Origin of the sequence: Aeromonas sp. QDB30 (assembly GCF_027707645.1) — a bacterium.
Lineage (GTDB): Bacteria > Pseudomonadota > Gammaproteobacteria > Enterobacterales > Aeromonadaceae > Aeromonas > Aeromonas caviae.
In genome coordinates, this window is the sequence record NZ_JAPCIY010000002.1 from 65,197 (window position 1) to 87,123 (window position 21,927).

The following is a 21,927-nucleotide window of genomic DNA, read 5'->3' on the forward strand; positions in this document are numbered from 1 at the left end:
TCCTTTTGTTTGCCTAAACCAGGCGTTTGCGCTGATTGGATGGCGGGATCAACAAGGATTCACGGTACTTTGCGATCGTGCGTCTCGCCACCATAATACCCTGTTCGGCCAGCAAATCCGCGATCTTGCTATCACTAAGCGGCTTGGCGGGGTTTTCCGCCGTCACCAGCTTCTTGATCAGGGCGCGAATAGCGGTCGATGAGCACTCTCCTCCTCCCTCCGTATTGACGTGACTGGAGAAAAAAAACTTCAGTTCAAAAATGCCGCGGGGCGTATGCATGTACTTCTGGGTCGTGACCCGTGAAATGGTCGACTCATGCATCTCCACCGCTTCCGCGATGTCGTTGAGTACCATGGGTTTCATGGCCTCTTCGCCGTACTCGAAAAAGCCCTGCTGCTGCTCGACGATGCAGCTGGCCACCTTGAGCAGGGTGTCGTTACGACTCTCCAGGCTCTTGATGAACCACTTGGCCTCCTGCAAATGAGAACGGATGAACTGGGTATCCGTGCTGCTGCGGGCATTGCGCGCCATGGCCGCATAGGCCTCGTTGACACGGATGCGCGGAGCAGAATCCGGATTGAGTTCAACCACCCACTTGCTGCCCTTCTTGACCACGGACACATCCGGGATCACGTACTGGGATTCACTCTGGATGATGCCGTTGCCGGGTCTGGGCTCCAGTTGCTGGATGAGATCCAGCACCTCCTTGAGATCGCTCTCCTTGAGGCGGGTCTTGCGAGCCAGGGTGCGGTAGTCGCGATTGCCGAGCAGGTCCATGTGTTCGCGGATCACCTCTCTGGCTTCCTCGAGCCAGGGCAGGTCCGGCGAATACTGGCCGAGCTGGATCAGCAGACACTCTTGCACCGAACGGGCGGCGATGCCGACCGGATCGAAATGCTGCACCCGCTTGAGCACGGCTTCGATCTCATCCAGTTCGACTTCTACCTCCTCGCTGCTGACTGCAGCCTGAATATCCTCGAGGGTGGCAGTCAGATACCCGGATTCGTCGATGGCATCGATGATGGCAAGCGCGATGGCAGCATCCACATCACTGAACGGGGTGAGCCGCATCTGCCACAGCAGGTAGTCCTGCAGGTTCTCGGTGGTCTCCCCCTGATAGACGCTGTCTTCCCCGTCATGGATGGGGCCTGCACTCTGAGCTGTACCGGCCGAGTAGACCTCGTCCCAGGTGGTGTCCACCGGCAGTTCATCCGGCATGCTCTCCTGGGCCATGGCATCGCTGGAGTCGAGTTGACTGGCGTCCTGTGTCTCTGCCTGACTGGTTTCCTGCGCCTCGTTCTCCTCTTGCTCCAGCAAAGGGTTGTTGTCGAGCGCTTGCTGAATTTCCTGCTGGAGTTCCAGGGTGGAGAGCTGGAGCAGACGAATCGCTTGTTGTAATTGTGGCGTCATGGTCAGGGACTGACCGAGACGCAACTGTAATGTCGGCTTCATCTACGTCGGGATATCCTTATGTTCAGCGAGGCAGTCACCTAACAAAAATGAGGGGTGCCCCCTTACTATAGACTGAATTGATCGCCCAAATAGACGCGCTTGACCTGCTCATCGGCGAGGATATCGGCCGGCGCGCCCTCGGCAATCATCTTGCCGTGGCTGACGATGTAGGCCTTCTCGCACACATCCAGCGTCTCTCTGACGTTGTGGTCCGTAATCAGCACACCCAACCCGCGCTCTTTCAGATGCTGGATGATCTTTTTGATATCGATGACTGAAATAGGATCAACACCTGCGAAAGGCTCATCGAGCAGAATAAATCTCGGTTCTGCCGCCAGCGCCCGGGCGATTTCCACCCGGCGCCGCTCCCCACCCGAGAGGCTCTGGCCCAGGCTGTCGCGGATATGGGTGATATTGAACTCTTCCAGCAACTGTTCGACCTTATCCTCCCGCTCTTCGCGGCTCAACCCCTTGCGGGTCTGCATGACCCCCATCAAGTTGTCGAACACCGACAGGCGCCGGAAGATGGAGGCCTCCTGAGGCAGATAGCCGATGCCATTGCGGGCACGGATATGCATGGGCTGCAGGCTGATGTCCTGCTCGTCGATGGTGATGAGGCCGGCATCTCGCTGCACCAGGCCCACGATCATGTAGAAGGAGGTCGTCTTGCCCGCACCGTTCGGGCCGAGCAGGCCCACGATCTGGCCCGTTCCCACCTCCAGGCTCACATCGCTGACCACCATGCGGCGCTTGTAGCTCTTTTGCAGACCCGTTGCTTTTAACACTGCCATGGCTGTTGTTTCCTACTTCTTCTGATCGGCGGGTTTGTCAAAGTTCTCCACCTGATCCGGCAGGAACACCGTCTTGACGCGCTGGGTGGGCCCCTTGCTCTCGGCAATCATCTTCTGCTTGACGATGTCGTAGCGAATGAGATCGCCGGTCACCTGGCTGTCTTCCTGCTTGAGCTGGCCATTGCCGGTGATGGTCACCAGCCGGTTCTTAAGCTCGTAGCGGATGCTGTTGCCATGGGCATTAACCGGTTTGCCGTTGTCCAGCACCTGGAAGAAGGTGGCTGGGTTGCCATACGCGGTCATGACCTCGGCGCCCTTGTCGCCGGAGCGGATCACCACCACCTTGTCAGCCTTAATCTTGATGGTGCCCTGGGTGATGATGACATCCTCGCTGAAGGTAATGCGGTTGTCCTGCATCTCCGCCACCTGCTTGACCGCATCCACATAGACCTTCTCGGCAAAGTCGGACTCTTTGGCATTCAGGGAACCGCACAGCAACAGGGCCGTGAGGGCCAGATTAACGTTTTTCATTGAAATAAGTGGCATGGCCTTTATCCAGTAACTCGAAATATTTACGTTCCAGGTGACCCTTGAGGCCAACGCCCTCGGTCTGGAACTCCTGGCCCACAATGCTGATGTGCTGGTTGCTTCTCATCCCCTGCGTCACCAGATCCAGCTCCAGATAGGAGGTATCCAGCGTGGAGATGAAGGAGGCGGGCAGCAGACCGTCCAGATGCACCTTGTCACGGAGGATCACATTGTCATCGGTGTTGAGCACCCCGGTTTCGGCCGTCAGCTTCCATTCGGCCGCGCCCTTGTCATCGAACATGTAGACCACCGGCTTGGTGAAAGTGGCCTGCTCGAGCACCTGGTAGTACTCCGCATATTCGGATTCCAGCCGCTCGGTGCGCTTGCCCTGCTCGTTGAAGCGGGTCGTCACCAACTCTCTGGCGGTGAAGTCCGGTTGAAAATTTTCCGTCTTGGTGGTCGGCTCGGGGACCAGCTCGATCTCCCCCAGCTGCCAGGCCGCCAGCGCAGCCAGAAACAGCAGGCCGAACAGCACAGTCTGTTTGTTCATCGCGACGCCTCGGGTTGATAGTCAGCCAATCCCTGGGCCTGCAAGATCAGGTCGCACACCTCGCGCACGGCCCCGACGCCACCGCCAAGCCGCGTCACCAGATCCGCCTTCGCCAGCACAAGCGGATGGGCGTCGGCAACGGCGATACCCAGGCCGCAAGCCTGCATCACCGGCAGATCGATGGTGTCATCTCCCATATAGGCGGCTTGCGATCCATCCAGCCCGAGCTTGGTCAGCAAGGCCTCGAAGTGGGGCAGCTTTTTGTCTGCACCCTGCACCAGGTGCTGGACTCCCAGACTCCTCATGCGATCGCTGACGATGCGGGAGTTTCGCCCCGTGATGATGGCAATCTCGATGCCCGCATTGAGCAGGGCACGCATGCCGGCACCATCACGGGTGCAGAAAGTCTTCAGCTCTTCGCCGTTATTGCCCATATAGATGAAGCCGTTGGAGAGCACCCCATCCACATCGCACACCAGCAGGCGGATCTGCGCCGCCTTCTCGTACTGGCTGCGCGTCACCAGACCATAGAGGGTCGGTACGTCTTGCATCAAATTACTCCGGCTTTCAGCAGGTCATGCATGTTGAAGGCACCCAGCGGGTGTCTCTCTCCATCCACAACCAACAACCCGTTGATTTTCCTGGTTTCCATCAGCTTGACGGCCTCGGCCGCCATCATCTCAGGCCCTACGGTAACACAGTTCACCGTCATGACACGGCTGATGGGGGTGTGATGGATGTCCACCTGCAGGTCCAGAATGCGGCGCAGGTCACCATCGGTGAACAGACCGGCAAGCAGCCCTTGATCGTCCACCACCGCCGTCATGCCGAGCCCCTTGCGGCTCACTTCCAGCAGCGCCTGGCTGATGGTGGCATCTATCCCCACCTTGGGCAACAGCTCGCCGCTGTGCATCAGATCGCCCACTCGCAACAGCAACCGCTTGCCGAGGGACCCGCCCGGATGCGACAGCGCAAAGTCATCGGCGGTGAAGCCACGGGCCTCCAGTAGGGCCACGGCCAGCGCGTCCCCCATCACCAGGGTGGCGGTAGTGCTGGATGTCGGGGCCAGACCGAGGGGGCAGGCCTCTTTCTCCACCTTGATGCACAGGTGCACGTTGGCCTCTTTCGCCATGGTGGAAGCCGAATTGCCAGTCATGCAGATGAGTGGAATGCCGCGGCGCTTGAGCACCGGCAGCAGGGCCAGGATCTCGTCGCTCTCGCCGGAGTTGGAAATGGCGATGATGAGATCCCCGGCTGAGATCATGCCGAGATCCCCGTGGCTCGCCTCGCCCGGGTGCAGGAAGAAGGCGGGCGTTCCCGTGCTGGCCAGGGTCGCGGCAATCTTGTTGCCGATATGACCCGACTTGCCCATGCCGGTCACCACTATCTTGCCGCCACAGCGCAGCACCATCTCGCAGGCGCGCTCGAACGCCTCGTCAAGGTACTGGTAGAGTCCATCAATGGCTTGTTTTTCTATGTCCAGCACCGCTCGGGCGCTGCGACGGAAATCGAACAATTCAGACACTTTTTCAGGCTTTACAGACATAAAGGCACAGCTCCGGGCCGAAATTTGCTGCGGGATTATAAAAAAGTCTGCCGAGATAAGCGAATCGGATGCGGAATGGGCGGTCATTGACGCAGGTTGTTACATAAAACTGTCGCGTACTTGGGGGGGAAACCCGCTCAATAGTTGTTCCTCGCTGTTGCTTAGACCTAGACTAGCCCATAAAATTCGCTCTTCATTTATACCGGATGGACAATTGTTTGAACGATGACCTGATCACCATCTCCGACCTGACCTTCAGTCACGGGGATCGGCTGCTGTACGACAGGATCAACCTGACCATTCCCCGTGGCAAGGTCACCGCCGTCATGGGTCCGAGCGGGATCGGCAAGACCACCTTGCTGCGCCTGATCGGGGGCCAGCTCAAGCCTGAGTCCGGTCATATCCTGTTTGACGGGGAAGACATTCCCACTCTCTCCCGTTCGCGCCTGTATGAAGTGCGGAAACGGATGAGCATGCTGTTCCAGAGTGGCGCATTGTTCACCGGCATGACCGTCTTCGACAACGTGGCCTTCCCGCTGCGGGAGCACTCCGGCCTGCCGGAAGAGCTGATCCGCACCATCGTCATGATGAAACTGCAGGCTGTCGGTCTGCGCGGGGCGGCCAAGCTGATGCCGTCAGAGCTCTCCGGTGGCATGGCGCGTCGCGCGGCCCTGGCGAGATCCATCGCGCTGGATCCGGATCTCATCATGTATGACGAGCCCTTCGTGGGGCAGGACCCCATCACCATGGCGGTGCTGGTGAAGCTCATCAAGGAGCTCAACGATGCCCTCGGCATCACCTCCGTCATCGTCACCCACGACGTGAAGGAGGTGCTGAGCATCGCCGACTACGCCTACATCATCGCCAACCGCAAGGTAGTGGCACACGGCACACCGGAGCAGCTGCGCGAGGAGCACAATCCCGAAGTCGAGCAGTTCCTCAAGGGATTGCCCGACGGTCCTGTTCCGTTTCATTTTCCGGCAGGCGACCTGCTACAGGATCTGTGATGTTGACAAGTCAGATAAGCAAGCTGGGCCGCAGCGGTGTGCGTTTCATCAACGCCGTCGGCCGGGCAACCATCATGCTGTTTCATGCACTGGCAGGACGACCCCAGCCACGCAAGCACTTCCCGCTGCTGGTGCAGCAACTGTATGTGGTGGGAGTGCAATCCGTCGCCATCATACTGGTGTCCGGCCTCTTCATCGGCATGGTGCTCTCCCTGCAGGGTTACAACGTATTGAAGGATTTCGGCGCAGAGCAGAGCCTGGGGCCTCTGGTTTCCCTCTCCCTGCTCCGTGAGCTGGGCCCGGTCGTCACCGCCCTGCTGTTCGCCGGTCGTGCGGGCTCCGCCCTCACCGCCGAGATCGGCCTGATGAAGGCCACCGAGCAGCTCTCCAGCCTGGAGATGATGGCGGTCGATCCGCTGCGTCGGGTCGTGGCGCCCCGCTTCTGGGCCGGGGTCATCAGCATGCCGCTGCTGGCCTTCATGTTCAGCCTGATCGGCATCTTTGGCGGCAAGCTGGTTGGTGTCGACTGGCTGGGGGTGGACGAAGGCAGTTTCTGGTCCGCCATGCAGGCCTCCGTCGACTGGCAGGACGACATCATGCAAGGCGCTATCAAGAGCCTGATCTTCGCCCTGGTGGTGACCTGGATAGCGCTCTTCAACGGCTATGATGCCAAACCGACCTCGGCCGGGATCAGTCAGGCGACGACCCGTACCGTGGTTCACTCATCCCTGGCCGTGCTCGGTCTGGATTTTATACTCACCGCAGTCATGTTTGGATAAGGGAAAGATGAAGTTCAGCAAAGTAGAATTTCTGGTTGGCGCCTTCATGCTGGCTGGCATCGCGGCCATTCTGGCATTGGCACTGCAAGTGGCGGGATTGAGTTTCAAACCGGAAGGAGAAACCTATACCCTGCGCGCCCATTTCGATAATATCGGCGGCCTGAAAGTACGCTCGCCGGTCAAGGTCGGCGGCGTCGTCGTCGGTCGTGTCAGCGACATCACCCTGGATCCCAAGAGCCAGGTCCCCATCGTTTCCCTGCAGATGCAGAAGAGTGCCGGCGAGTTCTCCGAGACCAGCACCCTCTCCATCCTGACCTCTGGCCTGCTCGGTGAGCAGTACATCGGTCTGGCACCGGGGTTCAGCGATGAGGAGATGGGCACCAGCATGCTCAAGGATGGCGACATGATCGAAGACACCAAGTCCGCCATCGTGCTGGAAGATCTGATTGGCAAGTTCCTCTACAGCCAGTCCTCTCCGGCCAACACACCCGCAACCAAGGAGTAACCATGTTCAAGAAGATCGCCCTGATGCTGGGTCTGATGACCAGCATGCTGTTCTCCCTCGTCGCCCGTGCGGATGTCAACACTTCGGACCCCTATGCCCTCGTGGATCAGGCCGCCCAGCAGACCTTTGCCCGCCTGAAAGCCGATCAGGCCCAGGTAAAGAGCAACCCAGATCACCTGCGCGTTATCATCCGCGAGGAGCTGCTGCCCTACGTGGACAACCGCTTCGCCGCCTACAAGGTGCTCGGCAACCAGATCAAACAGACAACCCCTGCCCAGCGTGACGCCTTTGTGGACGTCTTCACCGAGTACATGGTGAGCTCCTACGCCGACGCCCTGGCACACTTTGACAAGCAGACCGTCAAGGTCCAGCCCGGCAAAGCCGCCGAGAGCAACATCACCGCCGTCAACGTCAGCGTGAAAGAGGCCGGCAAGCCGGACATCTTCCTCGAGTTCAAGCTGCGCAAGAACAACAAGACCGGCGAGTGGAAAGCCTTCGACATGGTTGCCGAAGGGATCAGCCTGCTCTCTGCCAAGCAGAACGAGCTGGGCGGCCTCATTCGCCAGAACGGCATCGATGCGGTGATCGCCCAGCTGCGTGAACACAACGCCAAGCCGCTGGTGATCAAGTCATGATCCTGAGCGGTGACTTGCTGGCCCCGCAGGTCAACGATCTGTGGCAACGCCGCGCCGACTGGTGGCAGGACGACCGGCTCGAACTCGGTGCCGTCACTACCCTGGATTCCGCCGGCCTTGCCCTGCTGGTCAAGTGGGCCAAGGCGGCACTGGCACGGGGTGCCACTCCGACACTGGTGGGTGCCTCCAACGATTTCCATACACTGGCCAACCTCTACGGGGTGGCCAGCCTCTTTCATTCAACCCCGCTCACAACTGAGGACTCATAATGCAAGTCTCTGAAATTGAAGCGATACTCCTCGAGGCTTTGCCATTGTCCGAAGTCCATGTCAAAGGGGACGGCAGTCACTACCAGGTGATCGCCGTCGGCGACATGTTTGACGGCATGAGCCGGGTCAAGAAACAACAGGCCATCTATGCCCCGCTGATGGACAAGATCGCCACCAACGAGATCCACGCTCTCTCCATCAAGGCCTATACCGACGCCGAGTGGAAACGCGAGCGTAAATTCCTGCTGCCCTCCTGATTTGGTAAAGAAGTAAACCATGGACAAATTCAAGATCACCGGCCCCTGCACCCTCTCCGGTGAAGTGACCATCTCTGGCGCCAAGAATGCCGCCCTGCCCATCCTGTTTGCCACCCTGCTGTGTGACGAAGAGGTTCAACTCTCCAACGTACCGCGCCTGAAAGACGTGGGTACCACCCTCAAGCTGCTGGAGATGCTGGGCGCCACCACCAAGGTCAACGGCAACGTGACCGTGCTGACCGGTGCGGTAAACAATCATGTCGCCCCCTACGAGCTGGTGAAGACCATGCGTGCTTCCATCCTGGCCCTGGGCCCGCTGGCAGCCCGCTTCGGTGCAGCAGACGTCTCCCTGCCCGGCGGCTGTGCCATCGGTGCCCGCCCGGTCAACCTGCATGTCCACGGCCTGGAGCTGATGGGCGCGAAGATCGTCATCGAAGAGGGCTACATCAAAGCCCGCGTCGACGGCCGCCTGAAAGGTGCCCACATCCTGATGGACATGGTTTCCGTGACCGGTACCGAGAACCTGATGATGGCCGCCACCCTGGCTGACGGTCGCACCGTGATCGAAAACGCCGCCCGTGAGCCGGAGGTGGTCGATCTGGCCAACTTCCTCAACGCGCTGGGCGCCAAGATCCAGGGCGCCGGCACCGATACCCTGACCATCGACGGCGTAGAACGTCTGCACGGTGGCAGCTACAGCGTGCAGCCCGATCGCATCGAGACCGGCACCTTCCTGGTGGGCGCCGCCGTGACCGGTGGCAAGATCACCTGCCGCAACACCGACCCCAGCCTGCTGGAAGCCGTACTGGTCAAACTGGAAGAGGCTGGCGCCCTGATTGAAAAGGGTAACGACTGGATCACCCTCGACATGACAGGTCGCACCCTGAAACCTGTCACCATCAAGACCGCCCCCTACCCGGCGTTCCCGACCGACATGCAGGCCCAGTTCACCGTGCTGAACGCGGTCGCCCAGGGCACCGGCATGGTCACCGAGACCATCTTCGAGAACCGCTTCATGCACGTGCCCGAGCTGGTACGGATGGGTGCCGACATCGAACTGCAGGGCAATGTGGCCATCTGCCGCGACACCCAGCAGCTCAAGGGTGCCCAGGTGATGGCGACCGATCTGCGCGCCTCCGCCAGCCTGGTGCTGGCCGGCTTCGTGGCCGAAGGGGCCACCATCGTCGATCGCATCTATCACATCGACCGTGGCTACGAAGACATCGAGCACAAGCTGCAAGGCCTGGGTGGTCGCATCGAGCGCATCAAGGAATAAGCTGGCTTCACCATGAGCCGACGATAAAAAAGGCCCCCTCGCCAGGCGAGGGGGCCTTTTTCATGACTCCGAATGGCGGCAGCCCCTTCTCCCCTTGCGGGAGAAGGGGCGGGGATGAGGAGGACAAGCAGACACCCTTTCCCCAAGGGAGAGGGTCAAGGGCTCAGGCGGTCAGCCGCTCCAGCTCGCCGATAAGCCAGATGGCCTCCTGGCGATGGGAGCCGCACACGTCCGCCATGGGGCGAAAGCCGCCGCACACCGCCGGGCGCTCCGGCTGGCCGAAGATCTTGCACCCCAGGTGCGCATCGAGCTGCACACAGGGCACACCGGCGGGCTTGCCATCCGGCATGCCGGGAATGGCACTGCTGATGCTGGGGGCGATGCAGCAGGCACCGCATCCCTGACGACATTCCATGTGATTTTTCCTCTGTGGGGCACCGCAGTGTAGCAAGGAGTCCGGTTTCTCCTAAGCCTTATCCCTGCCCGGGCACCCTGGCGCCCTGCAGAGCGCAAAAAGCCCGGCAGTGCCGGGCTTTTTGCTGCGGAAGTCAGCACATCACAGGATGATGTCGCGCACCACGCTGTCCTTGCGATCCAGGAAGTGGATCGACTTGATGCGACGGCATGAGAGTACGTGACTTGCCGCCACCGCCATCCTCCGGCTTACAGGATAATGTCGCGTACCACGCTGTCCTTGCGATCCAGGAAGTGGATCGACTTGATACGACGGATGGTGCGCGATTTGCCGCGGATCAGCAGGGTCTCGGTGGTCGCCATGACGCCGTCGCTGGTGATCCCTTCCAGCAGATCACCCTTGGTGATGCCGGTGGCCGAGAAGATGACGTTGTCATTCTTGGCCAGATCTTCGAGCTTGAGCACCTTGCTCACGTCGATGCCCAGCTCCTCGCAGCGCGCGATCTCCTGTTCACCCAGGGCGCGAACCTCGGGGCTGTCACCCTTGACCTGGTGGCGGGGGATCAGGCGAGCCTGCATGTCACCGTCCAGGGCGCGGATCACCGCCGCCGAGATCACCCCTTCCGGTGCGCCACCGATGCCGTAGAGCATGTCCACTTCGCTGTCCGGCAGACAGGTGAGGATGGAGGCGGCCACGTCACCGTCGGGAATGGCGAACACCCGCACCCCCAGGCCCTGCATCTCCTTGATCGCCTTGTCATGACGCGGCTTGGCCAGGGTGATGACGGTCAGACGGGAGAGGGGCTTGCCGAGCGCCTTGGCCACGGCCTTGAGGTTCAGCTCCAGGGCCTGATCGAGATCGATGGCGCCTCTCGCCTTGGGGCCCACGATCAGCTTTTCCATGTACATATCAGGCGCTTTCAGGAAAGAACCCTTGTCGCCCACCGCCAGCACGGCCAGGGCATTGGCCTGACCCATGGCGGTCATGCGGGTCCCCTCGATGGGGTCGACCGCGATGTCCACGGCGTCGCCCTGACCCGTGCCCACCTTCTCGCCGATGTAGAGCATGGGGGCTTCGTCGATCTCCCCTTCGCCGATCACAATCTCGCCATCGATCTGGATCTGATTGAGGATGTGACGCATGGCCGCCACGGCCGCGCCATCGGCGATATTCTTGTCACCACGTCCGAGCCACTTGTAGCCAGCCAGTGCAGCCGCTTCCGTCACTCGGGAAAATTCGATTGCCAGTTCACGTCTCATCGCATATCCAACCTTAGGAGCTCGAAAACGGGCGGCATTCTACCACAAGGGCAAACCTTTGCGCGTAAAAGTGGCGACCAGCCACATAAATCCCGGTTTTCATCCCGCTGACATGGAACCGACACGGTTTGTTCATTGCACGGTCACCCGACTGTCATCTGTCACTTCTAGCATGGCCCCGTCTTTTAAAACAAAAGCTTGCAACACAAGGGATCATGATGAAAAAGCTGACAGTAGTAGCATTGGCTCTTACCGCCGCCTTCCAGGCTCAAGCCGTCGAAGTGTACAAAAACGAGAGCACCCTGCTCGACCTCTACGGCCGCATCTACGCCGGCCAGTTCTTCGGCGAGAAGAAAGAGCTGGACGCCAACGGTGACATCAAAAACGAATACAGCGACAAGCAGGGGGCCAACCAGTTTGTCCGTCTGGGCGCCAAGGTAGAGAGCGAGATCAACCCGGGTCTCAAGGCGCTGGCCCAGTACGAACTGCAGATGTACATCAACGACAGCGAGAAGACCGTCAGCGAGAACTCCGACAACCTGCGTACCCGTCTGGCGTTCGCCGGTGTCGGCGCCAACTGGGGGACCGTCACCTTCGGTCGCCAGAAGGGGGCTCCTGGCTTCCTGGCGGACTGGACTGATGTCTCCCTCTCCGACGGTTACGGCAACGAGGCACTGGGCGCCAAGACCGACACCTTCGCCACCAACCGCGCCGGCTCCGTGCTGAAGTACTCCGGCCTGTTCAACGGTTTCCAGGTAGATACCAGCTACAAGTTCGATGGCGGTGACACCGAAGAAACCTCCAGCAAGGACAGCGATGCCGCCTACGGTGCCGCCGTGGCCTACACCTTCCCGTTCAACCTCTCCCTGGGGACCGCCTACAACGTGGGCATCCGCGACAAGAGCGGTGAAGAGGATGCCAAGCTGTGGCTGCTCTCCGCCAAGTACGACAACAAGGCCCTCTACGCCGCCCTGAGCTATGCCGACGGCAGCGACTTCCTGGCCACTGGCAAGGATCACACCGGCTGGGAAGGGGCGCTGGGTTACAACTTCGAGAGCGGCTTCGGCCTGATGGCCCTGTGGAACAAGCAGAAGGTGGAGCAGGCTGGCAAGTCTGACTACGACTCCATCGACTACTACACCCTGGGTGCCCAGTACAAGTTCAACAAGAACCTGCGCGTCATCGGCGAGTACCGCATCAACAACCTCGACAGCCATGACAGCGGCAAGCTCAACACCAAGGATGACTTCCAGCTGGCGGCCCGCTACGACTTCTAAGTCGGCAACCACCTGACGACACGGCGCGCAGATCCCTCTGCGCGCCGTTTTTCATTTGGGATGATCGCGTTGTCACTGAGGCTCAGAGCTTCTTCTGCCAGAACATGGCTCGGCCCACCTCGGGATCGAGCTCATAACCCGCAAAGCCGCTGGCGCGATAGGCAGCCTGCGCCACCTTGTTCCCCTCCAGCACCTCCAGGGTCAGCTTGCAGCAACCGAGTTCCCGGGCGAGCCGCTCCGCCTCCGCCAACAGCCGCTTGCCGATGCCCTGGCCGCGATGGGCAGGGTGCACCGCCATGTCGTGGATATTGAGCAGCGGCTGACAGGCGAAGGTCGAAAAACCCTCGAAGCAGGTGGCAACGCCAGCGGGCTCCCCATCGACCCAGGCCAGCAGCACATGAGCACCGGGTCGCGCGGCCAGGGCGTCGGCCAGATTCGCCTTCACCTCGTCCGCCAGTGCATTGCCGCCCCCCATCTCGTCCCTGGCGTATTCGTCCAGCATCGCGATCAGCGCCTCGCCGTGGCGAGGGTTGTGCAGATCCGCCCTGATGATCTCGACCATGTTTCTCTCCCTGTGTGTTCCGGATGGTGCGCCAAGGCGCGAGGCCACCATGGTAGCGTCCCCTCCGAACCGAACCAAGGTTCCCCCGGCCTTTTCCCCGAGGTTCCAGCCCCCTCAGTGCCTGCCGCCAATGATCTCTTTTTCTTGCATCTTCTCCTTGCAAGGCAAATGAAAATCAATATCATTAGCAACCTCTCTCGATGAGAGAAATCAATAATTACAATTAAATCAACAAGTTCAGGCCGATTGGTCGACAAAGAGTCACACCCAGATGAACCATTCCAACTCCCCGCGCGCCTTGCTGGGCGTCGCCTTGCTGGCGGTTTGCACCAGCCCCCGTGCCGAAGACGAAACCCTGACCGTGGTCGGCAAACGCAGCCAACATGAAGAGGTCGCCACCGCGACCCGCACCGCCACCCCGGCCAAGCTGGTGCCCCAGAGCATCGAGACCGTCAAGGCAAGCGAGCTGACCGCCTTCGGCCAGCCCACCCTGAGTGAAGCCCTGACCGGCATCCCCGGCGTCAACGCCAGCGGCGACACCCGCTTTGACGGCGTCACCATCCGCGGTTTCAGCGCGAGCAACGACTTCTACCTCGACGGCCTGCGCGACGACATGCAATACACCCGCGACCTTGGCAATATCGAACGGGTCGAAGTGCTCAAGGGCCCCGCCGCCGTGCTCTACGGCCGTGGCAGCACGGGCGGCATCGTCAACCGGGTCAGCAAGGTTCCCCAGAAGGGGCAGGCCTCCAGCGTCAGCGCCCAGGTCGGCAGCTTCGACAGCCGACGCTTCGCCGCCGATCTCAACGGCGAGGCAGGAGAGCGGGTACAGGTGCGCCTGAACCTGGCCCAGGAAGACAAAGACAGCTTTCGCGACGACGTGACCAGCAAGCGCACCCTGCTGGCTCCCTCCGTCAACTGGGAGATCACCGACACCCTGAACTGGCTGGTGCAATACGAGCGCAACGAGCACGATCGCACCCCGGATCGCGGCATTCCCGGCGTCGATGGTCGCCCGGCGGATGTCCCCATCGAGAGCGTCTACAGCGACACACGCCGCGACTTCATCGACGATGTGGCCCAGTCCACCCGCTCCCGCTTCACCTGGGACATCAACGATCAGTGGCAACTGCGCCAGCAGCTCGGCTACACCACCCTCGACAGCCAGTTCGACAATACCTATGTCACCAGCGTCAAGGGTGACAAGGTGACCCGCGCCCGCTGGCAGCAGGATCTCAAGGCCAGCAGCCTCACCAGCAACACCGAGGCGGAAGGCCAGCTGCAAACCGGCCCCATCGCCCATCGTCTGCTGGTGGGTCTGGAGCAGGGCTGGCAGGATCGCACCCCCAAGCTCTACCAGAACGCCAACCCGATCCCGGCAGGCAACCTCTATGATCCGGGCTCCCTGCCCACCTACGACGGCGCCATGAAACTCTCCAGCGACGCCCATCACAGGGTGCGCGGTGTCGGCCTCTATGTGCAGGATCAGCTCAGCCTGGGCGACTGGCACCTGCTGGCAGGCCTGCGCCGCGACGACTTCACCGTCACCAGCCGCCGCAACGACCTCGACAAGGAAGAGACCCTCTCGGTCACCAGCCTGAGTCCGCGCCTGGGCCTGGTGTGGAACCCCATCGAGGAGCATGCCTTCTACACCTCCTACAGCAAGACCTTCACCCCGGTGGGCGGTGAGCTTATCGGCATCACCCCGGGGGACAAGAACAACAACCTGGATCCCCAGCACACCCGGCTCTATGAAGGGGGCGTGAAGAGCGACTGGCTGAACGGCCGCCTCGCCACCACCCTCTCCCTCTACCGGCTGGAGATGTACAACAAGCGCAGCAAGGATCCGCTGGATCCCACCCGGGTGATCCTCACCGGTCTGCAGCGCACCGACGGCATCGAGCTGAGCGCCCGTGCCCAGCTGACCGACGAGATCTATCTGCGCGGCGGCGTCGCCATCCAGGATGCCGAGCAGGTCAAGGCAGACGCGGACCTGCAAGGCAAGCGGCCGATGAACGTCTCCCGCCAGAACGGCCAGCTGTTCGCCGGCTACCAGAGCGGCAAGCAGGGCTGGTTCGGCGAGACCGGGGTGACGGCGGTGGGGGATCGCTTCGCCGACAACGCCAACACAACCACCTTGCCCGGTTACGCCCGCTTCGACGCCCGTGCCGGCTATCGCTGGCCCCAGTGGGAAGCTCAGTTGAGCGTGGAGAACCTGACCGATCACGACTACTTCGTCAGCGCCACCAGCGCGGCCCAGATCATGCCGGGCACGCCCCGTCAGCTGCACCTGACCGCCGCCTACCGCTTCTGATCCTCCCTGTTTACCGACCCCTCTGGCCAGCGTTCGCTGGCCAGATTGTTATGAAGCACCGAACGATGACACGCAGAAAACTCCCCCTGCACAACAACAAGTGGGTGCGCCGCATCCACGCCTGGGCAGGCTTTGCCACCCTCACCCTGATGCTGCTCTACGGCCTCACCGGCCTCTGGCTGCAACACAGGGCCGTGCTGCCCCTGCCCGGTCCCCACACCGCCAAATCGAGCGAAGAGATAGTACTGAGCACGCCGCTGGCCAGCCCGGATGAACTGAAAGCCCTGCTGCAACAGCGTTATGCAGACATGTTCGAGGAGGGGCGACCCCAGATCACCCCGCCCCAGACCCTGCCCACACCATCCGGCGCCCTCACCCTGCCGGCCCGCTGGGAGCTGCGCGGCGTCACCCTCAGCCAGAGCGTGACCGCCAGCTATGTGGAAGGCACTCTGCTGGTGCGCACCGAGCTGCAGCAGGCCAACTTCGCTGCCAGCCTCAACCGGCTGCACCGTGGCATGGGCACCGGCCAGCCCTGGCAACTGGTGGGAGATCTGGCGGCCCTGGCCATGCTGCTGCTGGCCCTCACCAGCCTGCTGATGTGGAACAAGCTGCACGGCCCCGCCGGTCGCGGCATCACCCTGCTGCTGCTGGGCGCCCTGGTCACCGTGCTGGTGGCCCTGCTCTAGCCCTTTTACCGACACCAAAACGGGATCCCGCTCCCGGCGGCGGTAACCTTGCCCGCACCTCGGGTAACAAAGGGTAACCGGCCGCCGATGGGGGTCACAGTTGGCGACCAGGCGGCTGGATAGGGAACGCCTGCGGCTGATAGGGTGCGCCCAACTCCCGAACGCCGCGAGGAATCATGCGCATCTCCAGCATCGAATGCGGGCGAGTGGTGGCCATCCTGGCCGTGATGACCATCCATCTCTCCCCTTTCAGCAACCCCTTCGACCCCGCCCTGTGGGACGGCACGCCCTACCCTCTGGTCGGGGCCGTCATCAACCAGCTCTGCCGCTTCGCGGTGCCGCTGTTCTTCCTGTGCGCCGGTTACTTCTTGCAACCCGCCCTCGCCGCTGGCCATCCGCTGACGGTCGCACTGCGCTACTGCCGACCCCTGCTGGGGCTCTGGCTGGCGTGGAGCCTGCTCTACGTGCTGATACCGTTCAACCCGCTCGCGGCGGTGAGCGAGGGCTACCTGCCCGCCATGGCAGGCCAGTGGCAGATGCAGCTCGGGGATCCGCTCAACGTCTGGTGGGTGGGCGGCATGATCCACCTCTGGTTCCTGCCCGCCCTGATGGTGGCGGTGCTGATCCTGGGGCTCTGCCAGCAGGTCCGCCTGCCGAGGCTGGCCCTGCTGCTGGGGGCCCTGCTCTACGCCCTGGCCCTGATCGGCGGCTCCTATGGCCCGCTGCTGCCGGGGGGCGAGTGGGCCCTGCTGACCCGCAACGGCCCCTTCTTCTCCTTGCTGTTCGTGGCGCTTGGCGCCGAGCTGCGCCTGCGTGCCTGGCAGCCGGACGCCAGGCGCTGCGCCCTGATGATGATGGCGGGGATGGGGCTCTACGCCCTGGAGGCCGCAGGTCTGCTGCGCGTTGCCGCCGTCCCCCTCGCTCGTCACGATTTCCTGCTGGGTTCGCTCCCCTGGGCACTGGGGCTGTTCGGCCTGCTGCTGGCCAACCCGGCATGGGGCAAGGGCAGCTGGCTGGAGCGCCAGGCCCCCAAGGTGCTCGGCCTCTACTGTCTGCACATGATGCTGGTGGTGTGGCTGATGATCTTCGGCCCCCAGGGCAAGCAGGTGTGGTGGGAACTCCTCAAGGTACCCGCGCTGCTGGCGCTCACTCTGCTCGGCTACCGACTGCTGGCGGCCACCGCCCTCAGCCGCTGGTTGCTGCGGGCTCGCTGAAGGGGGCAAGGGATCGGAGGGAGGCAGCTCCCTCCCCTACACCGGCTCACGGCAACAGGCGACCTTAGGGTCGCCTTTTTTGTTACAAGGGGTCCACTTTTGCCCGCTGGCGGGTGACGACGGGGCCTGTGCTGCTACCATGCCCCTCTTTTGACGAATCCAGACGAGACACCTATGCAAATCCGCCCCTTCACCCCGGCCGACACCGAGGCCATCCTCGCCATCTGGCTCGAAGCCTCCCTGCAGGCCCACCACTTCATCGAGCCCGCCTACTGGCACACCAACCTGGCGCCGATGCGAGAGATCTACCTGCCCGCCGCCGACAGCCAGGTACTCTGCCTGGGTGATCAGCTGCTTGGCTTCTACTCCCTGCACGAGGGCGCCCTGGCCGCGCTCTTCGTGGCCCCCGCGCAGCAAGGGAAAGGGCTGGGCAAGGCCCTGCTCGAGCACGCCAAGGGGCAGTTGCCGACCCTGCGGCTGCAGGTTTATCAGCAGAACCGGACCGCGTGCGACTTCTATCGCTCGCAAGGATTTCAGGTGACGGCCGACGCCGTGGATCCCCACACCGGCTGCGCCGAGTGGGTAATGGTCTGGTCGGCGCGGAATTAACTTGGCTCGGCGGGATGGGGTTCTTTGCGCGTCGCCGCGTCACTCAGTACCAGCAGGTCGCCGTGGTTCAGCGCAAAATCGTGCATCTGCTGGAGCAGGGGGATCAGGGCGACGCCAAGGGGGCTCAGGCTGTACTCCACCCTGGGCGGTACGTCGGGGTAGAGGGTGCGGATGATGACACCGTCGCTCTCCAGCTCCTTGAGCTGGGCGGTGAGCACCTTCTGGCTCACCTCGGGCAGGCAGCGGCGCAGATCGCCGAAGCGCCGGGTCTGTTCGCGCAGATGAAACAGAATGGCCGGCTTCCATTTGCCGGTCAGCAGGCGCAATACCTGATAGGCGGGACAGGGCAGTGAGGGCACGGTATGGCTCGTGAGTGGTTACTTTGCGGTAACTATGCCACGAAAATGTGCCTTCTTGCAGCCAAGATGCCGGCTTCCTATGATGCGGATTCCGTCAATCAACACCCACGAGAGGTTTATCATGCCCAGCCTGCTGCAGATCCATTTCAACTTCCCCGCCGAGATGATGGGACCAGCCCTCACTGCTGCGGCCATGCCGCTGGCCGACTCCATCACCCGGGAGCCGGGCTTCATCTCCAAGATCTGGACCGAAAACCCGCGCACCGGCGAGGCGGGCGGCATCTATCTGTTCGAGGATGAGGGGAGTGCCCTCGCCTACGCCACCATGCACGAGCAGCGGGTGCTCGCCATGGGCGCCAGCGCGGTGCAGTACAAGGTGTTCGACGTCAACGAGCCCCTCAGCCGCGTCACGCGCGGTCTGGTGTGATCTCCTCGCCCAGCAGCAACCGGTAGCAGGTATCCTGCTGCCAGATGAAGCCCAGCCGCTCAAATAGCCGCTGGCTGGGCAGATTGTCCGGTTCGATATCCGCAAGCAGGGTGACGATGCCAAGCTGGCGGGCATAGGCGATCAGGGCGCTCAGCGCCTCCCCCATCAGACCTTGTCCCCAGTGGCTGCGGGCCAGCATGCAGCCCACCTCCGCCTGGCGCAGGCTGGCGCCGGCCGCAAAGCTGTGCAAGCCGCAGGTACCCACCAGGCGGCCGCTGCCGCGTAACACCAGCCCCCACTCCAGCGACTCGCCGCCAGCCAGCAACCGCTCGACGCTAGCCAGCATCTGCGACACGGTGGCAAGGGAGGGAAACGGCGGCTCCCCGACGAAGCGCATCACCAGGGGATCCCCGTAGATGGCGAAGAGATCGGCAGCATCCCGCCCATCGAAGGGGCGCAGTCGCCCCCTTGGGGTCAGCAGTACGGGCAGTTCACGGGGCAGGGATGGCACGGAGTCGTATCGCCTTGTCTGGTCAAAGGAGTCCTATCATGAGGCTCAGAACCTCAGGGTCAAGCCGATGTTGGCCTGCCACTGGGTGATCAGCTCCCCTCGCACCCGAAAGGCGCAGATCTCGGGGTTGCAGAGAAACTGGCTGTCGTCGTTGACCAGGGCACCATAACCGCGCACCTCGGCCCGCACAGCCAGATGTTCGGTCAGGCGCGGCTGCACCCCGAGGGCCAGGGACATGGAAGGGGCCGTCTCGCTGTCGTAGGCATCGAAGCGGGTGACCCCTATCCCGGCACCGATATAGGGGGCCATCAGGTTGTCCGAGAGAGTCAGGGCCCCGGCAAACTGCAGGGTGTCCACCGTCAGCCTGTCGGGCAGTTCGGGGGACACCCGGGTCGACTGGTGGCTGTAGAGCAGCTCTATCATGCCAGGGTCATCCACCTCCCTGCTGATGAAGAGCCCCCAACTGCCGGAGCGCTCCCCTTGCAAGGTGTCGATGTCGCTCCCGTGCGGCGTGGGGGCCGGCTCGTCCATGGCCCGAAAGTCGATGGCCGAGCTGTATCCCGCAAAGGGAGTCAGCTGCCAGCCCGTCGCCGGGGGCTCGGCTGCCCAGCCCGCCAGGGGCAGCAGCAGCCCCGGCACCATCCCCATCGCTCCTCTCATGTGCTCATCCTTTGGTGAAAAGACCTGCGCAAAGCATATCAGAGCGCCCGTCTCCCACACTGGACGGGGGCTGTACCAGCCCCATTGCCCCGCTCCCGATGGAAAAATCTGTGCTCCCCGGGGTTATTCATCCGGGATTAACCTCGCCCCCGTAAGCTGGCAGCGCCACAGCGGTGGCATCAACAGACGAGGATCTCAGGAATGGTTGCCGCGCAACTCAACGACCCCCAAAGCACGCTCTCCGATACCCTGAGGGCCACCGCCCACGCCATCGAGGAGAGCCACATCAGCCTGCGCCAGATGCTGGCCCTGGTGGGCGAGCAGGGCATGCTGCTGTTTTGCGTGCTGCTCACGGTTCCCTTCCTGCTGCCGGTCTCCATTCCCGGCGTCAGCACCCCCTTTGGCCTGCTGATCCTCTTCATCGGCATCGGCATCACCCTCAACCGGGTGCCCTGGCTGCCCGCCTTCCTGATGGAGCGCCGCTTCGCCGCCGAGCACCTCAAGCCGACCCTGCACAAGGGGGCGGATCTGCTGGCCCGCATCGACCGCTTCATCCGCCCGCGCCTGCTCATCCTGACCGGCAGCGTGACCATCAACCGTTGCAACGGCCTGCTCATCATGCTGGCCGCCCTGCTGCTGATGCTGCCGCTGGGCGCCATTCCCTTCACCAACGCCATGCCCGCCTGGGCCATCCTGCTGCTGGCCATCGGCATGTTGCAGCGGGACGGGCTCTTCGTCGCCCTCGGCTATGCTCTGGTCGCCGCCACCCTGGTCTGGTTCAGCGCCCTGGCCATCGGCCTGCTGATGGCGGGGCAGAATATCTCGACCCTGTTTGGCTGATCTGGCCAGGCCAAATGAAAGAGGGCGACCCCGGGTCGCCCTCTTTCCTGTTCACTGCGCCCCTCAGGGTGCCCCATCGTGGGCCACCCGGTTGCGCCCGCCCCGCTTGGCCCGATAGAGCCACTCGTCCGCCCGGGCCAGCACGGTGCCAAGATCCTCTCCCGGCCGGATCAGGGTGGTGCCCAGGCTCACGGTCACCGGGGCGGGATCCGGCGCCATGGCCGCCACTGCGGCGCGGATCCGCTCCGCCACCTTCAGCAATATCCCCTCGTCGATCTGCGGCAGCAGGATCAGAAACTCCTCGCCACCGCTGCGCACGAAGAGATCCTCCCCCCGCAACTGGGCAGAGACGCACTCGCAGACCCGGCACAAGACCTTGTCACCGGTCTGGTGGCCGAAGCGATCGTTGATCTGCTTGAAGTGATCGAGATCCAGCATGATGAGGCCGGTGAGATGCTGCCCCTGCACCCTGTGGTGATACTGGTCGAAGAAGAAGTGGCGGTTGTAGAGGCCGGTGAGCTGATCCGTCTCCCCGAGCCGCTTGAGCCGCTGTTGCAGCTCGTGCTGGCGGGTGATGCTGCGTGTCATCCAGGCCACCGCCCGCTTCCCCTCATATAAAGAGGGCAAGGGCGCTATCTTGCCCTCGAAACGCTGCATTCCCTGGGGCCCGGCGTCGGCGTCGATGCCGTCCACCTCGGCGGGGGAGAGGTCATACTCCACCACCTGCACCTGGCCGCTGGCGAGGGCCTGAGCCACCTGCGCCATCACCCACTGCGCCTTGTCCTCGGGCAGCACGTCCAGCAGTTGTCTGCCGATCAGCGGGTTGCCGTTCTGGTAGGACTGCTGCTCCATCCCGCCGATGTACTCGATGTAGTAGCCATCTTCGCTGAGGATGAAAACGGGATCCGGCAACTGGGCCATCACTTCGTAGAGTTGTGCCACTGAGAGCGCCATCCGAGCTCCTTGCTATCCGTGGGAGTGGGTCCCTGTACTCCTGTTATACAAGACTCATGGAGTATCGCACAGGGGCAGAAAGCTGCCTGCCGGGCGGGAAGGATGCGGTCGGTGACGTGCTCACCGGACAAGCCTCCGGCAAAGTGAATGGTAGCAATCGGGGATGCTGTCAGAACCAGAGCTGTCAGACAGTCAGGAAGGTTTTTTTGCCTTCAGGCAGTGCGACATGCCAACCCCTGTGACG

General features: G+C 62.4%; 27 protein-coding genes. 14 read left to right on the top strand and 13 right to left on the bottom strand.

Going from position 1 to position 21,927, the window contains the following annotated elements; all coding sequences use genetic code 11:
* Positions 1-13 precede the first annotated feature (13 nt).
* The 6 genes from PG896_RS01030 to PG896_RS01055 form a co-directional block, all read right to left on the bottom strand.
* Positions 14-1,453, bottom strand: a complete 1,440-nt coding sequence (locus PG896_RS01030) for an RNA polymerase factor sigma-54 (protein ID WP_113978266.1) — start codon at positions 1,451-1,453, stop codon at positions 14-16.
* A gap of 65 nt (positions 1,454-1,518) precedes the next feature.
* Positions 1,519-2,244: an LPS export ABC transporter ATP-binding protein gene (gene lptB / locus PG896_RS01035; RefSeq protein ID WP_010675872.1), complete on the bottom strand. Its 726-nt coding sequence runs from the start codon at positions 2,242-2,244 to the stop codon at positions 1,519-1,521.
* A 12-nt stretch (positions 2,245-2,256) separates the two neighbouring features.
* Positions 2,257-2,775, bottom strand: a complete 519-nt coding sequence (lptA, locus tag PG896_RS01040; RefSeq protein WP_010675873.1) for a lipopolysaccharide transport periplasmic protein LptA — start codon at positions 2,773-2,775, stop codon at positions 2,257-2,259.
* Positions 2,762-3,322, bottom strand: coding sequence for an LPS export ABC transporter periplasmic protein LptC (gene lptC, locus PG896_RS01045; protein WP_039040473.1), 561 nt, complete (start codon positions 3,320-3,322; stop codon positions 2,762-2,764). Before lptC ends, lptA begins: the two co-directional genes overlap by 14 nt.
* A complete protein-coding gene (gene kdsC, locus PG896_RS01050) occupies positions 3,319-3,873 on the bottom strand; it encodes a 3-deoxy-manno-octulosonate-8-phosphatase KdsC (protein ID WP_049637178.1) in 555 nt (184 codons plus the stop codon). The genes lptC and kdsC overlap by 4 nt, the downstream gene beginning before the upstream one ends.
* Positions 3,873-4,868, bottom strand: a complete 996-nt coding sequence (locus tag PG896_RS01055) for a KpsF/GutQ family sugar-phosphate isomerase (RefSeq protein ID WP_270835306.1) — start codon at positions 4,866-4,868, stop codon at positions 3,873-3,875. Before PG896_RS01055 ends, kdsC begins: the two co-directional genes overlap by 1 nt.
* 206 nt (positions 4,869-5,074) lie before the next feature.
* Here PG896_RS01055 and mlaF point away from each other — a divergent pair, with 206 nt between their 5' ends.
* Genes mlaF through murA form a run of 7 tightly spaced genes read left to right on the top strand, consistent with a single transcriptional unit; the run spans position 5,075 to position 9,596 of the window.
* On the top strand, positions 5,075-5,875 hold the full coding sequence (mlaF, locus tag PG896_RS01060) for a phospholipid ABC transporter ATP-binding protein MlaF (RefSeq protein WP_039040471.1): 801 nt from the start codon (positions 5,075-5,077) through the stop codon (positions 5,873-5,875).
* Complete coding sequence (gene mlaE / locus PG896_RS01065; protein WP_010675878.1) at positions 5,875-6,654, top strand: lipid asymmetry maintenance ABC transporter permease subunit MlaE; 780 nt, start codon at positions 5,875-5,877, stop codon at positions 6,652-6,654. The genes mlaF and mlaE overlap by 1 nt, the downstream gene beginning before the upstream one ends.
* A 7-nt stretch (positions 6,655-6,661) precedes the next feature.
* The gene (mlaD, locus tag PG896_RS01070; protein WP_010675879.1) at positions 6,662-7,159 is read left to right on the top strand and encodes an outer membrane lipid asymmetry maintenance protein MlaD; all 498 of its coding nucleotides are present in this window, start codon (positions 6,662-6,664) and stop codon (positions 7,157-7,159) included.
* 2 nt (positions 7,160-7,161) lie between these two features.
* Positions 7,162-7,794, top strand: a complete 633-nt coding sequence (mlaC, locus tag PG896_RS01075; RefSeq protein WP_039040470.1) for a phospholipid-binding protein MlaC — start codon at positions 7,162-7,164, stop codon at positions 7,792-7,794.
* Positions 7,791-8,063 carry an STAS domain-containing protein gene (locus PG896_RS01080; protein ID WP_182955627.1) on the top strand — a complete coding sequence of 91 codons (273 nt, stop codon included), beginning with the start codon at positions 7,791-7,793 and terminating at the stop codon, positions 8,061-8,063. The genes mlaC and PG896_RS01080 overlap by 4 nt, the downstream gene beginning before the upstream one ends.
* Complete coding sequence (gene ibaG, locus PG896_RS01085; protein ID WP_182955630.1) at positions 8,063-8,320, top strand: BolA family iron metabolism protein IbaG; 258 nt, start codon at positions 8,063-8,065, stop codon at positions 8,318-8,320. Before PG896_RS01080 ends, ibaG begins: the two co-directional genes overlap by 1 nt.
* A gap of 19 nt (positions 8,321-8,339) precedes the next feature.
* A complete protein-coding gene (gene murA, locus PG896_RS01090) occupies positions 8,340-9,596 on the top strand; it encodes a UDP-N-acetylglucosamine 1-carboxyvinyltransferase (RefSeq protein ID WP_182955646.1) in 1,257 nt (418 codons plus the stop codon).
* Positions 9,597-9,759: 163 nt separating this feature from the next.
* Here the strand turns inward: murA and PG896_RS01095 are convergent, their stop codons facing one another.
* The gene (locus PG896_RS01095; protein ID WP_010675884.1) at positions 9,760-10,011 is read right to left on the bottom strand and encodes a YkgJ family cysteine cluster protein; all 252 of its coding nucleotides are present in this window, start codon (positions 10,009-10,011) and stop codon (positions 9,760-9,762) included.
* Positions 10,012-10,259: 248 nt separating this feature from the next.
* Complete coding sequence (gene glpX, locus PG896_RS01100) at positions 10,260-11,270, bottom strand: class II fructose-bisphosphatase (RefSeq protein WP_039040467.1); 1,011 nt, start codon at positions 11,268-11,270, stop codon at positions 10,260-10,262.
* Positions 11,271-11,488: 218 nt separating this feature from the next.
* Here glpX and PG896_RS01105 point away from each other — a divergent pair, with 218 nt between their 5' ends.
* A complete protein-coding gene (locus tag PG896_RS01105) occupies positions 11,489-12,547 on the top strand; it encodes a porin (protein WP_029313567.1) in 1,059 nt (352 codons plus the stop codon).
* Between the two features lie 82 nt (positions 12,548-12,629).
* On the opposite strand, the gene PG896_RS01110 is transcribed toward PG896_RS01105, so the two are convergent.
* Positions 12,630-13,109: a GNAT family N-acetyltransferase gene (locus PG896_RS01110; protein ID WP_270835307.1), complete on the bottom strand. Its 480-nt coding sequence runs from the start codon at positions 13,107-13,109 to the stop codon at positions 12,630-12,632.
* Positions 13,110-13,380: 271 nt separating this feature from the next.
* Here PG896_RS01110 and PG896_RS01115 point away from each other — a divergent pair, with 271 nt between their 5' ends.
* From PG896_RS01115 to PG896_RS01130, 4 genes are all read left to right on the top strand, one after another.
* Positions 13,381-15,423 carry a TonB-dependent receptor gene (locus PG896_RS01115; RefSeq protein ID WP_270835308.1) on the top strand — a complete coding sequence of 681 codons (2,043 nt, stop codon included), beginning with the start codon at positions 13,381-13,383 and terminating at the stop codon, positions 15,421-15,423.
* 65 nt (positions 15,424-15,488) lie between these two features.
* On the top strand, positions 15,489-16,109 hold the full coding sequence (locus PG896_RS01120) for a PepSY-associated TM helix domain-containing protein (protein ID WP_270835309.1): 621 nt from the start codon (positions 15,489-15,491) through the stop codon (positions 16,107-16,109).
* A gap of 176 nt (positions 16,110-16,285) precedes the next feature.
* The gene (locus PG896_RS01125; RefSeq protein ID WP_201887976.1) at positions 16,286-17,323 is read left to right on the top strand and encodes an acyltransferase; all 1,038 of its coding nucleotides are present in this window, start codon (positions 16,286-16,288) and stop codon (positions 17,321-17,323) included.
* Between the two features lie 174 nt (positions 17,324-17,497).
* Entirely contained in the window at positions 17,498-17,932 is a 435-nt protein-coding gene (locus PG896_RS01130) for an N-acetyltransferase (RefSeq protein ID WP_201957225.1), read from the top strand.
* On the opposite strand, the gene PG896_RS01135 is transcribed toward PG896_RS01130, so the two are convergent.
* A complete protein-coding gene (locus PG896_RS01135) occupies positions 17,929-18,291 on the bottom strand; it encodes a winged helix-turn-helix transcriptional regulator (RefSeq protein ID WP_270835310.1) in 363 nt (120 codons plus the stop codon). The two genes, PG896_RS01130 and PG896_RS01135, sit on opposite strands and share 4 nt — an antisense overlap.
* A 121-nt stretch (positions 18,292-18,412) precedes the next feature.
* On the opposite strand from PG896_RS01135, the gene PG896_RS01140 reads away from it, so the two are divergent.
* Positions 18,413-18,718 carry a monooxygenase gene (locus PG896_RS01140; RefSeq protein ID WP_039040460.1) on the top strand — a complete coding sequence of 102 codons (306 nt, stop codon included), beginning with the start codon at positions 18,413-18,415 and terminating at the stop codon, positions 18,716-18,718.
* On the opposite strand, the gene PG896_RS01145 is transcribed toward PG896_RS01140, so the two are convergent.
* The gene (locus PG896_RS01145) at positions 18,699-19,229 is read right to left on the bottom strand and encodes a GNAT family N-acetyltransferase (RefSeq protein ID WP_041214334.1); all 531 of its coding nucleotides are present in this window, start codon (positions 19,227-19,229) and stop codon (positions 18,699-18,701) included. The genes PG896_RS01140 and PG896_RS01145 overlap by 20 nt on opposite strands.
* A 45-nt stretch (positions 19,230-19,274) precedes the next feature.
* Positions 19,275-19,889, bottom strand: coding sequence for an outer membrane beta-barrel protein (locus PG896_RS01150; RefSeq protein ID WP_270835311.1), 615 nt, complete (start codon positions 19,887-19,889; stop codon positions 19,275-19,277).
* Positions 19,890-20,090: 201 nt separating this feature from the next.
* On the opposite strand from PG896_RS01150, the gene PG896_RS01155 reads away from it, so the two are divergent.
* Positions 20,091-20,729: an exopolysaccharide biosynthesis protein gene (locus PG896_RS01155; RefSeq protein ID WP_010672675.1), complete on the top strand. Its 639-nt coding sequence runs from the start codon at positions 20,091-20,093 to the stop codon at positions 20,727-20,729.
* A 63-nt stretch (positions 20,730-20,792) separates the two neighbouring features.
* Here the strand turns inward: PG896_RS01155 and PG896_RS01160 are convergent, their stop codons facing one another.
* The gene (locus tag PG896_RS01160; protein WP_042015352.1) at positions 20,793-21,683 is read right to left on the bottom strand and encodes a sensor domain-containing diguanylate cyclase; all 891 of its coding nucleotides are present in this window, start codon (positions 21,681-21,683) and stop codon (positions 20,793-20,795) included.
* Positions 21,684-21,927: the final 244 nt, after the last annotated feature.